Raw genomic sequence first — 14,790 nt, forward strand, 5'->3', positions numbered from 1 at the left:
TCAGAAGTGAAACCTCTTTGCGCTGATGGTAGTGTGGGGTTACCCATGTGAGAGTAAGTCATCGCCAGCTCATTATTCGAAACACCCCCTGCTTATGCAGGGGGTGTTTTTTTGTGTGGGGGTTTTATAATTATTAAGATAAAACTGTCCTTAAAACTTCATCTCATCGCAACTGTCCTGTCATTCACACTGTATTAAATAAGATGTCGACTTTATAAAAAGATGAATAGATGTATGAGAAAAATTTCTTTAAGTTTGCTGGCGGTCTCTGTATTCGCTCTGACGGCATGCAATGAATCCGATGATAAAACCCTTCAGCCCATCGAAAGCGTAACTGAACCAACTTTGGTGTCTTTTGCCAAACTGGATGTAGAGACCTATGCAAAAGGCCCTGATTCAGGACGAGATGTACGTGGGGCAAATGGTATTTTTCCTCCATTTTCAGGCCAGCCTGTACAGGGTTTTTCTGCTGCATTAAAGCAGCCGGATGGAACTTATCTGGTGATGTCGGATAATGGCTTTGGCTCGCAAGATAATTCTTCTGATTATTTATTGCGTTTGCATCATCTTTCTAGCGCTTTCAGAACCAAGGCGGGCGGTACAGCAACTGTCAAACATTTATCTTATATTCAGCTTCGTGATCCGAACAAACTGATTCCTTTTGAAATTGTCCATCAGAATACTCAAGAGCGTTTATTGACAGGTGCTGACTTTGATCCGGAATCTATGCAGCGCGCGCCCAATGGCGATATCTGGATTGGAGATGAATTTGGCCCTTATTTATTACATTTTAGTGCAGATGGAATATTAAAAAGTCCGCCGATTGCTTTAGCGCATCCATTAGAAGCTGGAACTGAACTCAGATCTCCACAAAATCAGCTAAACAAGGGGACTACCGGTTATATTGAACCTTTGGTACAGCGGAGTGGGGGCTTTGAAGGTATGGCAATTTCCCTCAATGGTCGCTATTTATATCCTTTACTTGAAAAACCTTTATTAAATGCCACGACGCCACAACTAATCATTTCAGAATTTGATCTGGAAAAGAAAGTTTATACTGGAAATTTCTATTATTTTGAGTTGGCTTCGAAAGCCTCTGCAATTGGTGATTTTCAGTTATTTAGTGCCAAAGAAGGTGTGATTATTGAACGTGATGACAGTGAAAATAATCTGGGCGGCTATAAAAAATTAATCAAGGTCAGATTGAATCAGTCCGGTGAGTCTGTCGCACGTGAAGAACTGGTTAATTTAATGGATCTGGCCAATCCAGATTTACTTTATGGTCCGGTACGTCCGGGAGATCTTGCCACCGGTCAGCGCTTTGGTTTTCCATTTCAGACCATTGAAGACATTATTATTGAAGGGCCTGATTTAATTACCGTCTTGAATGACAATAACTTTCCCGGTTCAAGTGGTCGTAATCGAAATCTGGCAGATGATAATGAAATTATTCAAATCCGATTAGCTCAAGCATTATATTAATTTCAGTTTTTTCTCAATTTTAAAACGTTCCCTGAGTCTGAGAACTCAGGGATTTTTATATCGAAGAAGTAGCTTGAATTGTTAAGAAATCATTAAAAACTGGACGCATGGGTTTAGAATTTTGAGCAAAGCTTAAGACTTTAGTCGCATATTGCCTGAAAATTAGCTGTGTTGAACTAAGTTGTTGCACGAACATGGCGATAAGAATCATTAAAAATAATAAATAAGAGTTAGTGGCATGTGTCGTGCTGAAAACAACGAATAATAACTCACAGGAGGTGAGTAAAAATGGTAGAAAACACGAAAATGGCAGCAAATACGGTTAGTGTGAATGATGTGATTGATCAGGCAAAATTCAATAAATTTCACTTAAGCATTGTATTGTGGTGTTTGTTTATTGTTCTATTTGACGGGTATGATTTAGCAATTAACGGTGTCGTTCTGCCTCTACTGATGCAGGAGTGGGGCATGAGTGCTGTTGAAGCAGGCATGCTTGCCAGTACAGCACTAGCCGGCATGATGTTTGGTGCCATGCTGTTTGGGATGCTTGCAGACAAAATCGGTCGTAAAAAAGTGATTTTAATTTGTGTCACTTTATTTAGTGCTTTTACATTTTTGGGTGGATTTACCACCACTCCAACAGAGTTTGGTATTTTACGTTTTATTGCCGGCTTGGGCATAGGCGGAGTATTACCTAACCTGGTTGCTTTAACCTCTGAATATGCGCCTAAACGTTTAAAAAGTACACTTGTAACCACCATGTTTAGTGGTTATGCCGTAGGCGGGATTATGGCTGCATTATGTGGTACATGGTTTACCCCAAGTTTTGGTTGGGAAATTATGTTCTTCATTGCAGGTATTCCCTTACTTTTTGTTCCATTGTTTTGGAAGTTCTTACCTGAGTCTCTAACTTTCTTGGTTAAAGAACAAAAAATGAATGAGGCACGTCATTTTATAAAACGAGTTGAGCCAACTGCAGACGTACGAGCAGACACTGAACTGGTTCTAGCCACAGGCGATCAGACACAAAGTGCATCAGTAAAAGCGTTATTTACAGAAAATCGTGCAATGGGAACATTCTTATTCTGGATTGCTTTCTTTATGTGCTTGCTCATGCTTTATGCACTTGGAAGTTGGCTGCCAAAACTCATGATGGCTGCGGGATATTCTTTAGGCAGCAGTTTAATGTTCTTATTAGCACTGAATATTGGTGCCGTGATCGGAACCATTAGCGGTGGTATTCTGGCAGACCGTTTTGACTTTAAACCTGTTCTTATTAGTATGTTAACTGTGGGTGTACTGTCTCTGGTTGGTTTAGGCTTTAACTCTCCAACACCTGTTATTTATTTACTTGTCAGTTTAGCAGGTGCTTCATCTATTGGTACCAGTATCTTGTTATATAGCTATGTTGCTCAATACTATCCTGTTGCAGTACGTTCTACCGGTATTGGTTGGGCTTCTGCTGTGGGGCGTACAGGTGCAATTGTGGGTCCAATTGTGATTGGTATGCTGCTGGGTATGGAATTACCACATAAATGGAATTTCATCGCGGTTGCCATGCCGGGTATTATTGGTATCATCGCTATTTCAATGATTCGTCAACCACAACCCGGTCGCGTTCAGGTGAAACAATTAAAAGCAGCCAAAATTTAAACGATCCTCATAGATTCATTCAGTTTAAAAAACCCCTTTGTCTGAAGGGGTTTTTTATATCTTTAGTATGAAATAAAACCACTCAAAAAAAGTGATTGAGCTAAAAAATCTACAAATTCTGCTTAAATTAAAGTCATTATTATTAATGGCTTAAAATTTAATTTTAATAATAATGTGACATATCACGCAAATAAATGGCATTACATTTGTCATAGCAGAATATCAATTAGTCTTATTGTGCCTTAAATCCCGCTTGCGTATATTGCCTGACATTGAAGATTGCCTTCAATCTTCAACAAAGATGTTATGGACAAGTACTCATGGGAGATGAGAACGATGACAACGGAAAAAATAGATGTAAATTCTGTAGTCGATAATGCGAAATTCACGCCTTTCCACTTCAATGTAGTTGCTTGGTGTTTACTTATTATCTTATTTGATGGCTACGATTTAGCAATCAATGGTGTGGTTTTACCCTTACTGATGCAAGACTGGGGCTTAAGTGCAGTGCAAGCGGGCATGCTTGCAAGTACCGCACTGGCTGGCATGATGTTTGGTGCGATGATCTTCGGTTCCCTCGCGGACAAGATCGGTCGTAAGAAAGTGATCATGATCTGTATTGTATTATTCAGTGGTTTAACTTTTGCGGGTGGCTTTGCCTCAAATCCAACCGAATTCGGTATTTTACGTTTTCTTGCCGGTCTGGGTATTGGTGGGGTCATGCCGAATCTGGTGGCATTGACTTCGGAATATGCGCCACAAAAAATGCGCAGTACCTTGGTAACCACCATGTTTAGTGGTTATGCCGTCGGTGGTGTAATGGCTGCGTTGTTGGGTTCATGGTTTACCCCAAGTTTTGGTTGGGAAATCATGTTCTTTATCGCGGGTATTCCATTATTTTTATTACCAGTGATCTGGAAATTTTTGCCTGAATCGCTGGCATTTATTGTGAAGCAAAACAAGCAGGCTGAAGCACGTCAAATCGTACGTCGTCTGGCACCAAATCTAACGGTTACCGAGAATACAACGCTTACCCTGCCACAGGAAAATGTGCCTGAAGCAGCAAACGTGGTGAGCTTGTTCCGTCGTGGTCGTGCGGTCAATACTTTACTGTTCTGGGTCGCGTTCTTCACTTGTCTGTTAACCATGTATGCGCTTAGTAGCTGGTTACCGAAGTTAATGATGGCAGCTGGCTATTCTATGGACAACAGCTTGATGTTCATGATGGTGATGAACGTTGGTGCGGTTGTGGGTATTGTCGGTGGCGGTATTCTGGCGGATCGTTTCCACTTGAAACCGGTTCTGATGTTCCTCGGTATGATGGGTGCGATTGTGATGAGCTCAATGGGCTTCGCATCTAACCAATTCTTACTTTACATCCTGGTGTTTCTGGCGGGTGCAGCGTCGATTGGTTCACAAATGTTGCTATATAGCTATGTTGCGCAGTTCTACCCGCTTGCGGTACGTTCGACAGGCATTGGCTGGTCTTCTGCGATTGGTCGTATGGGCGCGATTGTAGGGCCGATCCTGATTGGTGGTCTGCTTGGTATGAACCTGCCTGCTTACTTCAACTTTATGGCAGTCGGCTTACCGGTTCTGATTACTGCAATTGCGGTTGCGTTAATCATGCATGACAATGAATCTGAAAAGATTGGTGCAATTGAGCCAGCAGTGTCTAAAGCTTAAAGCTAAGTTTTTAAATAAGAAGCCTCCGAAAGGGGGCTTTTTTATTATTATCATTAAATGATAAATTTTAAAAATATTAAAAAAGTGATAAATAAATGAACCTAAATGATCGTTTTAAGAAGTTTGCGGATTCTGAATATGAATCGATAGATGATATACAGGATATTAAATTTATAGGGCGTAAGGCAGATTATTTTGCTTTTGAGCGCTCATGGATTTTGGAAGTCAAATTTTTAGAAAAAGATAGACAGAGTACAATTAATGACTTTACAAATGATCAAGTAGATAAAGATCAGGATTTCCCAGAATTTTTTGGGACTGTACATATTGAAGAGTTGATCCAAAAACATAAAGATCCTAATTTTATTAGAAATAAATTATGTGATTATGCCTCTCGAAATTTGCGATCACTTCTTTCATCAGCAGATAAACAAATCTCTGAAACTAAAAAAGCTATAGGAAAAGATGATTGCACAGGGATATTAGTTCTTCTAAATGAAAGAAATGATTTTCATGATCAAGATTTTATTTACCAAGAAATAAGTCGTCTATTACATAGAAAAGATGAACAAGGCAATATTCAAAGAAAACATATACAGGGTGTATGGTATATCCATGAATATAAAGAAAATAATAAAAGAAATGTTTTCTCTAGTTTTTTAATGGGTCCTACAGCTAATATTGAGTCAGTTAAATCATTAGGAAATTTTTTGCACATGGATTGGATTAGTTATAATGGATATGCTTTTATACCCTCAGACTTAAAATAAATCTTGAGGTAGATTCTATGCAATTCGACTCATTCTCCCCAATCCCTGAAGATGATGACGAATTACATCTTCCTGAACTGGTGTACTGGGCTTCTTTAGGCGATGTTGAACAGGTCGAGCAAGGCTTACAGGAAGGTCTGGACGTTAACTCTGCCGACGAAGAAGGCTATAGTGCTTTACAGGCCGCTGCTGAAAATGATCATCTAGACGTAGTCAAGCTTCTGGTTAGCAAAGGTGCAGATATTGCCCATCGCAGTCCACATACGGCACTAGAACTGGCAGAAATGGCCGGCAATAAAGATGTTGTGGCTTATCTGAAAAGTCTGGCCGGTGGTATCTAAATTTAAAAAGAACCTCAATCATGAGGTTCTTTTTATGGTAGGAACTTAGGCAGCATCGCCTTCAAGTTCTTTTAAAATGGCTTCATTAAAGGCCGGAAGATCATCCGGATTCCGTGAAGTAATCAGTACCCAGTCGCCGGTATTACAGCGATGCACTTCTTCATCGACCCATTTTCCGCCGGCATTTTCCAGATCCAGCTTGATGCTTTTATACGAGGTCAGATTCTTGTCTTTAATTCGATCTGCATCAATTAAGGCCCATGGCCCGTGACAAATCGCCGCAATCGGTTTGTGATTGTCGGCAAAGTGCTGAATAATTTTCTGGGCATCCTGATTAATTCTTAAAGTATCTGCGTTGACTGTACCACCTGGAATCACCAACAGATCATAATCATTCAGGTCGACATGGTCGAAACTGGTATCAGGCGTATATTGGGTAGCAGCTTTGGTATCACCTTTGACAGTGGCTACATCTTCATTTTTTTCTGCAGCATGAATCACTTCAAAACCTTTGGACTTTAAAAAATTTAAAGGCTCAGTCAGTTCATCATGTTCAATACCTTGATTGGATGTAATAAAGAGGACCTTTTTTACCATGATTGCTGTTCCCAAAAAATGTGAGGATTTTTAGCTTAACAACAAGCCGATTTTTACAATGTTGGAGTTTTAACTCGGAACTGTTAAGCAAAGATAAATAAAACAATGCACAGAAAAAGAAATAGCAGAAAAAAAGCCCCAACATCCTGTTGGGGCTTTTTCCGTATCTCGTGATTTAGGTATAACTCCTGTCGTACCTCACGTCCTGATGCTTGCTTATTCTTGTTGTTTTTAGGTTTTCGGAGCATCCTGCTCTCTATGTGTCTAAAGTAATACACAAGCAGATTTTGTACCAGCAGCAGATTGCGCTTATTGTTGTACGCTTTGACTTACATGAACGCAGAGAAATTGAGCACGACCAGCTGCTGAATTCTTGGCATCAAAAATGTACATCTAAGCCAATATACGGGCCTTTAAATTCCAGCTGTAAATCTGGACGTTGATCCTGTTGAAAATCTACCGTCATCATGCGATAACCGATTTTGGCACCGACATCGACCAGCAGATTATCAATAAAATCATATTGTAACTCAGCCTGTACATCGGTCTTTTTACTATCGCTGCCATGACTGTAAACGGCTTCTGCTTTGGCACTCAGTCCGGTAAATGGCAATTTAACCCCTGCAGTTGCATAGAGCAGTGGAGTGTATTCATCCAGATCGTATTGCGTGAAAGCCTCGGTATTCAGGTTTTTTACCGTACCCTCCAGATTGCTTAAGCCTGCGCCTACATCGGCATGTACCACGGTATCCAGTAATTCGTAATACAGAATATAGTCAATATTCTTCAGTTCGATTTCTGAGGCATTGATCGGAGTGCTTTGTTCGCTGTTGCTGTCCAGATTGACATATTTGATTTTGGCATTCGGTAAAAGCGGAATCGGATGTTCAAAAGCCACGGACAGCTGCGCCGTACCTTGTCGATCCAGACCATGTTTCATACTGCTATTTTCGCTATAACCGTTAAAATTCCAGTAGCTGAGATCGGCTTTTGCCCCGATGAAATCTGCATGACTGAGCGTGCTTAATCCAAAACTGAAGAATAATATGGCGAGTATTTTTGTCTGCATGACAGTGAGTCCCTAAAGCTTTATTAAAATTGAGCGTGTCTGGTTACTTAAAAACATCTTCTTAATATTTATCAGCAAGTGCATGATATAGAGAATTTCAAAAATGTATATCCTGGGATTTTGAAGGACTAAAAAATGCGATCTACAGCAGTACAACAGTGTAAAGACTATTCATTCTATGTGGCTGGTCAGGCGGTTCAGACCGGAGAATGGCTAGAGGTTAAACATAAATATACGCAAGCACCCTATGCACGTGTCGCTTTGGCCGATGCCAAAAGTCTGGAGCAGGCCATTCAGTCTGCCCTAGACACCGAGGCAGAGATGGCGGCTTTAGAACCCTTTCAAAAACAGAAAATTCTACTGCATTGTGTGCGCCGTTTTCATGAAATTCGTGAAGAACTGACTGAAATTCTGATTGCAGAAGGCGGTAAACCGCGCAAAGCGGCAGAAGCCGAAGTCGAGCGTCTGATTAATACCTTTCAAATTGCCGCAGATGCCGTGACTCAAATCGATCAGGGACGTATGCTGCCTTTGGCTGTAACCACGGCAGCATCGGGGTATCAGGGTATGGTTAAGCAGGTGCCGATTGGCGCAGTGTCTTTAATCAGCCCTTTTAATTTTCCCTTAAATCTGACCGCCCACAAAATTGCACCGGCGATTGCTGCCGGTTGTCCTTTCGTGTTGAAACCCGCCAGTCTGACGCCGATTTCTGCCTTGAAAATTGCCGAGATTCTGGCGGAAACCGATTTGCCGAAAGGCGCATTTTCAGTTTTACCCTGTCCGCGCGAGCTGGCCGATGTGCTGGTCACCGATGACCGTTTTAAATTACTCAGTTTTACCGGTTCCGATGTGGTGGGTTGGGATATGAAAGCGCGTGCTGGCCGCAAAAAAGTGGTTCTGGAGCTGGGCGGTAATGCCGCAGTCATGATCGAGCCGGATACCGAAATTAATGATGCCTTGATTACCCGTCTGGTTGGCGGTGCTTATGGTCATGCCGGGCAGGTCTGTATCAGTGTACAGCGCATTCTGGTGCATCAGGATATTTATGCCGAAGTCAGAGATAAACTGCTTGCAAAACTCAAACATCTGAAAGCCACCGATCCAAATCTGAGCACAACTTTGGTCGGCCCGATGATCAAGGAAGCAGAAGCCAAACGCCTGAAAAAATGGCTGGAAAAAGCCGTGAAAAAGGATGCCAGAATTCTGGCAGGTGGTGAGCTGGATGGCGTGATGTTCGCACCGACTTTATTGGAAAACGTGGATCATAATCTGGAAATTTACCGTGATGAAGTCTTTGGTCCGGTGGCGATGATTGAACCTTATCCTGATTTTGAAGCGGGGATTGCCTGTATCAATCGTAGCCGTTTTGGCTTGCAAGCTGGGGTCTATACCCAGAATCTGAACAAGATGCTGTATGCCTGGGATCATCTGCATGTGGGCGGTGTCATCATCAATGATATTCCATCTTTCCGAGTCGATAACATGCCTTATGGCGGGGTTAAAGATTCAGGTCTGGGCCGTGAAGGGATTCAGTCAGCCATTCGCGACATGCAGGAAGAGCGCATGCTGGTGATTAAAGCCTAAGTTCAGAATATTCATCGCTTCGATATCACAGGTGGCTGGTTTTTAAATCTGCTTGTGATATCTGAGCCGGTTTTTAAAGAGGTTAAAGTTCCATGAGAGACTTTGATTTCCCATATCACAGCTTGGTCACGCGCCTTACTATAAGCTGTTTCATCGTCCAATAATGATCTAAAAACAGATGCTGGATTAGAGTCTTGCAATACATTTTTTAAAACAGCGACCCTGTAGTAAAACTTAAGAAAAAATATATTCCAAAAAGTTTGTCAATATATAACTTGTTTAATCTGGCTTATTTCGCAGAATTATTGAACGCTTAATTCGAATAGATTATAAATAACGAATATTTTCAGCAGAATTTACAGAAAAAATTTAAAAAAGTCAGTATTGTTGAACCATCTACAAGGTCAGCTTTTCGATCAGACTTTAAGCAAGATGTAAGACCTGCTGACCTGTTTGTACATTAGAATTCGACGCCCAAAAGGTGCAGCTCTAATCCAAACACCCAAAATAATTGAAATGCTTCTTTATTTGCTTGCGCTATAACCATAACAAGCAGCATCTGAAGGGGTTTAAAGTTTAGGTGTTCTATGACAGAAACTCGTGAGAATTGGTCTGCACGATCAGGATTCATTATTGCAGCCATTGGTTCCGCCGTTGGCTTGGGAAATATCTGGCGTTTCCCTTATGTGGCTTATGAAAATGGGGGTGGGGCATTCCTGATCCCTTACCTGATTGCGATTTTTGCAGCAGGTTTGCCTTTATTGTTTTTAGACTATGCGGTCGGACACAAGTTCCGTAAAGCACCACCCATGGCCTATAAAAAACTCATGAATGCCGAATCCTTGGGGTGGTGGCAGGTGATGGTGACCCTGATCATCGGGATTTATTATGCCAGCGTCTTGTCCTGGGCCGGCAGTTATATGTTCTATTCCTTTGGGCAGCAGTGGGGCACAGATACCCAGGACTTCTTTTTCAACACTTATCTGCAAAATGGTGAAGGTTTAAGTTTAGGTTTTGTTCCTGTCCTGTTTTTTGGTCTGGTGGTTGTTTGGGCTGCGGTGATGCTGATTCTTTACGGTGGGGTACGCCGTGGAGTGGAACTGGCGAATAAAATCTTTATGCCACTTCTGGTAATTTTATTCTCTATTCTGGTGATTCAGGCAGTACGCTTACCGGGTGCAGTCGACGGCTTAAATGCTTTCTTTACGCCGAACTGGGAGGCCATGAGCAACTATAAAGTCTGGCTGGCCGCATTTGGTCATATCTTCTTCTCACTGTCGGTGGGCTTTGGGATTATGTTGACCTATGCCTCTTATTTGAAACGCAAAACCAACTTGACCGGTTCTGGGATCGTGGTGGCACTGGCCAACTCATCCTTTGAAATTCTGGCGGGTATTGGTGTATTTGCAGCGCTTGGTTTTATGGCCTTCAGCGCAGGTGCAAATGTTGAAGATGTTGTATCTGGCGGTATTGGTCTGGCCTTTATTGCTTTCCCGAAAATCATTTCCAGTTTAGGTGCAGGCGGTGACCTGTTTGGCTTCCTGTTCTTTGCTTCATTGACCGTTGCCGGTATTACCTCGATGGTCAGTATCCTGCAAGTTCCGATTGCCGCATTCCAGGACAAACTGGGCTGGTCGAAGAACAAGTCAGTCACGATTATTGCCGGTGGTTCAGCGGTGATTTCTACCTTGATGTTCTCGACCCATAGTGCGATTACCTTTGTCGACATTATTGACTACTTTGCCAATAATATCGGTATTGTCGGTGGTGGTTTGATCTCCATTATTCTGTTGTCGTGGTTCCGTCGTCCATTGATGAAGCAGCTGGAAGGCCATGTGAATCAGTTTGCCAGCGTGAAACTTGGTCGCAGCTGGAACTTCATGCTGACCGTCATCACGCCGTTGTCCTTATTAATGGCATTGGGTCTGACCCTGAAATCGATCATGGCAGAAGGTTATGGTGGCTATGCTGCCAGCACCCTGTGGATGGTGGGTGGAGGTGTCATGGCATTCTTTATTCTGGGCGCCATTCTGTTTAGTCTGGTCAAAGACCGTCATAGCTAGGAGAGCGACTATGAATACATCTGCACTGGTGATGATGATCATCTCTATCGTTTTATTGTGGGGTGGTCTGGTACTGTCCGTGATTCATCTGGCAAAAAATCCAGAAGAACCAGAAGACTAAAAATCTTCACATAAACCTACTGTTTTACTGTAAACGAAAGTCATTATCATCTATGGTGATAATGACTTTTTTAATGGCTGACGATTTGGCATGATTTCCGTTTCAGATGGACAAGTCTATACAGCCTTTGCCGTGACCTTGTTCGCTGGGCTTGCCACCGTAGTGGGTGGAGGACTGATACTCTTCTTAAAAAAACCCAATTTCCGTCTGCTGGCCTTTGGTCTGGCCTTTGCCGCGGGCGCCATGATCTATGTTTCTTTAACCGAAATTCTGAATAAATCGATTGCCTCCTTTAGTCTGGCTTTTGATGAAAAAACCGGTTTTGCCTTTGGCACCTTTGCATTTTTGTTGGGCGTGATTCTGGTGTTATTGCTGGATCATTTTGTGCCAAATCCGCATGAAACTGTTGAAACGCATGCCAGTGAGGGCGTCAGTTCACCGCAACTATTGCGTACCGGCATGCTGACTTTATTCGCCATTAGCGCACATAACCTGCCAGAAGGTCTGGCGACCTTTTTTGCCACGCTGGAAAGTCCTGCCTTGGGTGCGCCTTTGGCGGTGGCAATTGCGATTCATAATATCCCGGAAGGTGTGGCAATTGCCTTGCCAGTGTATATGGCGACCGGACGCAAAGATTATGCGCTCTGGGCCAGTCTGGTGTCGGGACTGGCTGAACCTTTGGGTGCTGCCTTGGGCTATTTTATTCTGGCGCCTTATATGAGCGATACGGTATATGGTCTGGTGTTTGGCCTGATTGGCGGGGTGATGGTCTATCTGGCACTGGATGAGTTATTGCCGACGGCAAAACGTTATGCCGAAGGACATGAAACCGTCTATGGACTGGTGAGTGGCATGGCTGCACTGGCAACCAGTCTGGTGATCTTTAAGTTTATTCAGTAAGTCCTGTTACAAGTCGGCCATGCAATAAAGCATGCAATAAAAAAGGCAGCCGAAGCTACCTTTTCCGACTTTAAAAATGATGATTTATGCGATCTTTTCAATACGACAATAGAAGAAGCCATCGCCTTGATCTGCTTTCGGCAACAACTGACGACCATGTATCTGTTCGATGCCCCAATCGGCTTCGATCTTGATTTCCTTGGCATCGGCATGCTGGGCAAAAAACTCGACCATTTGCTGTTCATTTTCCGCTTTCAGAATCGAACAGGTAATGTAGAGCAAGGTGCCGCCGACTTTTAGCTGCTGCCACATATTTTCCAGAATCTGCTTTTGCAGCGCGACGGTTTGCGGAATATCTGTAGAATGACGCAGCAAACGGATATCCGGATGACGGCGGATCACACCAATCGCAGAACATGGTGCATCCAGCACAATACAATCAACCGGTTCAGGCGCTGTCCAGCTGATGGCATCGGCTGCAATAATTTCAACTTCGGCATAATCGGTTAACAGTAAGCGTTCCAGATTTTCTGCCACGCGAACCAAACGTTTCGCATCCTGATCAATTGCATAAAGCTTTTTCGGGCTATACTTTTCCAGAATATGCGCAGTCTTACCACCCGGTGCAGCGCAGGCATCCACTACAACTTTACCTTCCAGATCAGTTATTAAGGTTGCACATAGCTGGGCGTGTTCATCCTGAACCGAGAAGCCGCCGGCTTCATAGCCCGGCAGGTTTGGAATATGCACATTCTGTTCCAGTACAATCCCGACTTCAGACAGGCTGCAAGCACGTGCTTCATAGCCTTCTTCTTCCAGAATTTCCAGATATTCATCACGGCTAACCTGATTGACATTAACACGCAAGGTCAGCGGTGCAATCTGTTTTAACTCGTGCGACAGTTCAGCCAGCTGTTCCGGCCAGTCTTTCTTTAAACGTTTGAATAACCAGCTTGGCAGGCCATGTGCCTGATTTAAAGCCAGATCAAATTCTTCTGTTTCACGTGAAACACGACGTAACACCGCATTGACCAGACCACTTAAAGGTTCAAAGCCCAGCTGTTTGGCGGCAGTCACGGTTTCTGAAATGGCGGCATGTGCCGGAATGCGGGTACATAGAATCTGATATAAACCCAAATATAAGCAGCTTTCTAGGGCCTGGTTATCAAGGGGTTTAGTTAATAACGGCAGGGTAATGGCTTTCAGGCCATGCCACTGACGTAAACAGCCCAAGGTTAACTCGTGATATAAACCACGGTCACGTTCAGACACGATATTGATATGTTGATTGAGTACTGAAGCAAGTGATTGGCCATTTTGTACAGCCAAGAGTGTTTTGACAACTTGCGCGCGCAAATTCAAGTTTTTAGCTGATGATTGAATTTGGCTCATGTGAATTTATATCCTAGCGATAGTTTTTGAGTTTGATTAATTTGAACAGCATTCAGGGCTTTGCCGCCCGGCCATTGCAGATTGGTGATGCAAATGGCGCTCTGATCACCACACATCACATGTACGCCGTCTTTATCCAGGGCAATCACTTCACCAGGCAGAGCAGTGCTTGCGTTGTGCGTAGAAAGTGATGAGTTCCAGATGCGTAAATTGTTTGTGTCATCCAGCGGGGTAAAGGCTACCGGCCAAGGATTAAAAGCGCGGATATTACGGTCAATCTCTGCCGCAGCTTGTGTCCAGTCAATTTGCGCTTCTGCTTTAGACAGTTTATGTGCATAGACCGTCAGGCTGTCATCTTGCACTTCACGCTGTGCTAAATAGTGCTGCAAGGTCTGTTCCGATTCTAAAACCTTTAGCGTCGCTTCAGCGCCCTGTAGCGCCAGTTTGTCATGCAGGCTGGCAGAGGTATCTTCGGCGGTAATTGGGCAGATAGTTTTGTACAGCATGTCTCCGGTATCCAGACCGGCTGCCATTTTCATAATGGTCACACCGGTTTCGGTATCGCCAGTAGCAATCGCGCGCTGAATCGGGGCTGCACCGCGCCAGCGTGGCAACAGGGAACCATGAATATTCAGGCAACCATATTTTGGTGTATCCAGAACCACTTGTGGCAGGATCAGGCCATAGGCCGCCACCACCATCACATCTGCATTTAAGGCTTTGAGTTCTGCTTGCGCTGCCAGACCTTCTTCAGTCGAAGATTTGAAATGAAGCGGTTGGTACACTGGAATATTGTGTTCAAGCGCCAACTGCTTGACCGCAGATGCCGTGAGTTTTTGTCCGCGTCCGGCCTTGCGGTCAGGCTGGGTATACACCGCCACAATTTCATGCTCGGTTTTGAGCAGCGCAGCCAATGCAGTCGCTGCAAATTCTGGTGTGCCTGCAAATATGATCTTCACACATGAAATTCCAAATAAACTTAAAGCGTATTATAAGCCAAAAGCCAAATTTCAGCCTAATCGTTGCAAAAACTTATTGAATAAGACCGGTGAGTGCTTGAATTTCAGTGGAATTTTTATATAAAAAAAACTCATGCAAATTGTAAAAATTATTCATGAAAGTTTTGTATTGT

The 14,790-nt window shown here is 43.3% G+C and carries 13 protein-coding genes; 9 read left to right on the forward strand and 4 right to left on the reverse strand.

All coding sequences use genetic code 11. From position 1 onward, the window contains the following. Positions 1-234 precede the first annotated feature (234 nt). The 5 genes from GVV58_RS10770 (at position 235) to GVV58_RS10790 (ending at position 5,932) form a co-directional block, all read left to right on the forward strand. A complete protein-coding gene (locus GVV58_RS10770; RefSeq protein WP_159516522.1) occupies positions 235-1,482 on the forward strand; it encodes an esterase-like activity of phytase family protein in 1,248 nt (415 codons plus the stop codon). 288 nt (positions 1,483-1,770) lie between these two features. After that, the gene (locus tag GVV58_RS10775; protein ID WP_171255752.1) at positions 1,771-3,135 is read left to right on the forward strand and encodes an MFS transporter; all 1,365 of its coding nucleotides are present in this window, start codon (positions 1,771-1,773) and stop codon (positions 3,133-3,135) included. 336 nt (positions 3,136-3,471) lie between these two features. Further along, positions 3,472-4,821 (forward strand): aromatic acid/H+ symport family MFS transporter, encoded by a 1,350-nt coding sequence (locus GVV58_RS10780; RefSeq protein ID WP_100535500.1) that lies wholly within the window; start codon positions 3,472-3,474, stop codon positions 4,819-4,821. Between the two features lie 95 nt (positions 4,822-4,916). Further along, entirely contained in the window at positions 4,917-5,591 is a 675-nt protein-coding gene (locus tag GVV58_RS10785; RefSeq protein WP_159516523.1) for a hypothetical protein, read from the forward strand. A 17-nt stretch (positions 5,592-5,608) separates the two neighbouring features. Continuing rightward, positions 5,609-5,932 (forward strand): ankyrin repeat domain-containing protein, encoded by a 324-nt coding sequence (locus GVV58_RS10790; protein WP_159516524.1) that lies wholly within the window; start codon positions 5,609-5,611, stop codon positions 5,930-5,932. Between the two features lie 45 nt (positions 5,933-5,977). Here the strand turns inward: GVV58_RS10790 and GVV58_RS10795 are convergent, their stop codons facing one another. Continuing rightward, the gene (locus tag GVV58_RS10795; RefSeq protein ID WP_159516525.1) at positions 5,978-6,529 is read right to left on the reverse strand and encodes a type 1 glutamine amidotransferase domain-containing protein; all 552 of its coding nucleotides are present in this window, start codon (positions 6,527-6,529) and stop codon (positions 5,978-5,980) included. Between the two features lie 379 nt (positions 6,530-6,908). After that, positions 6,909-7,598 carry a TIGR04219 family outer membrane beta-barrel protein gene (locus tag GVV58_RS10800; RefSeq protein ID WP_159516526.1) on the reverse strand — a complete coding sequence of 230 codons (690 nt, stop codon included), beginning with the start codon at positions 7,596-7,598 and terminating at the stop codon, positions 6,909-6,911. A 135-nt stretch (positions 7,599-7,733) separates the two neighbouring features. Here GVV58_RS10800 and GVV58_RS10805 point away from each other — a divergent pair, with 135 nt between their 5' ends. The 4 genes from GVV58_RS10805 to zupT all read left to right on the forward strand — a co-directional run bounded on the left by GVV58_RS10805 (position 7,734) and on the right by zupT (position 12,266). Then, positions 7,734-9,182, forward strand: coding sequence for an aldehyde dehydrogenase family protein (locus tag GVV58_RS10805; protein ID WP_159516527.1), 1,449 nt, complete (start codon positions 7,734-7,736; stop codon positions 9,180-9,182). 587 nt (positions 9,183-9,769) lie between these two features. Next, entirely contained in the window at positions 9,770-11,245 is a 1,476-nt protein-coding gene (locus GVV58_RS10810; protein WP_074383770.1) for a sodium-dependent transporter, read from the forward strand. A gap of 10 nt (positions 11,246-11,255) precedes the next feature. Continuing rightward, entirely contained in the window at positions 11,256-11,366 is a 111-nt protein-coding gene (locus GVV58_RS10815) for a methionine/alanine import family NSS transporter small subunit (RefSeq protein WP_005173576.1), read from the forward strand. Between the two features lie 90 nt (positions 11,367-11,456). Next, positions 11,457-12,266, forward strand: a complete 810-nt coding sequence (gene zupT, locus GVV58_RS10820; RefSeq protein ID WP_159516528.1) for a zinc transporter ZupT — start codon at positions 11,457-11,459, stop codon at positions 12,264-12,266. Between the two features lie 84 nt (positions 12,267-12,350). On the opposite strand, the gene rsmB is transcribed toward zupT, so the two are convergent. Further along, on the reverse strand, positions 12,351-13,658 hold the full coding sequence (gene rsmB, locus GVV58_RS10825; protein ID WP_159516529.1) for a 16S rRNA (cytosine(967)-C(5))-methyltransferase RsmB: 1,308 nt from the start codon (positions 13,656-13,658) through the stop codon (positions 12,351-12,353). Beyond that, complete coding sequence (gene fmt / locus GVV58_RS10830; RefSeq protein ID WP_100329643.1) at positions 13,655-14,617, reverse strand: methionyl-tRNA formyltransferase; 963 nt, start codon at positions 14,615-14,617, stop codon at positions 13,655-13,657. Before fmt ends, rsmB begins: the two co-directional genes overlap by 4 nt. Positions 14,618-14,790: the final 173 nt, after the last annotated feature.

It is taken from the genome of Acinetobacter sp. 18QD2AZ41W (assembly GCF_009829025.1).
In the GTDB taxonomy this organism is placed as follows: Bacteria; Pseudomonadota; Gammaproteobacteria; order Pseudomonadales; family Moraxellaceae; genus Acinetobacter; species Acinetobacter pseudolwoffii.

Bases quoted from the DNA above. Each gene is read 5' to 3' on its own strand.
- GVV58_RS10770 (WP_159516522.1), top strand. From the start codon at position 235: ATGAGAAAAATTTCTTTAAGTTTGCTGGCGGTCTCTGTATTCGCTCTG.
- GVV58_RS10775 (WP_171255752.1), top strand. From the start codon at position 1,771: ATGGTAGAAAACACGAAAATGGCAGCAAATACGGTTAGTGTGAATGAT.
- GVV58_RS10780 (WP_100535500.1), top strand. From the start codon at position 3,472: ATGACAACGGAAAAAATAGATGTAAATTCTGTAGTCGATAATGCGAAA.
- GVV58_RS10785 (WP_159516523.1), top strand. From the start codon at position 4,917: ATGAACCTAAATGATCGTTTTAAGAAGTTTGCGGATTCTGAATATGAA.
- GVV58_RS10790 (WP_159516524.1), top strand. From the start codon at position 5,609: ATGCAATTCGACTCATTCTCCCCAATCCCTGAAGATGATGACGAATTA.
- GVV58_RS10795 (WP_159516525.1), bottom strand. From the start codon at position 6,529: ATGGTAAAAAAGGTCCTCTTTATTACATCCAATCAAGGTATTGAACAT.
- GVV58_RS10800 (WP_159516526.1), bottom strand. From the start codon at position 7,598: ATGCAGACAAAAATACTCGCCATATTATTCTTCAGTTTTGGATTAAGC.
- GVV58_RS10805 (WP_159516527.1), top strand. From the start codon at position 7,734: ATGCGATCTACAGCAGTACAACAGTGTAAAGACTATTCATTCTATGTG.
- GVV58_RS10810 (WP_074383770.1), top strand. From the start codon at position 9,770: ATGACAGAAACTCGTGAGAATTGGTCTGCACGATCAGGATTCATTATT.
- GVV58_RS10815 (WP_005173576.1), top strand. From the start codon at position 11,256: ATGAATACATCTGCACTGGTGATGATGATCATCTCTATCGTTTTATTG.
- zupT (WP_159516528.1), top strand. From the start codon at position 11,457: ATGATTTCCGTTTCAGATGGACAAGTCTATACAGCCTTTGCCGTGACC.
- rsmB (WP_159516529.1), bottom strand. From the start codon at position 13,658: ATGAGCCAAATTCAATCATCAGCTAAAAACTTGAATTTGCGCGCGCAA.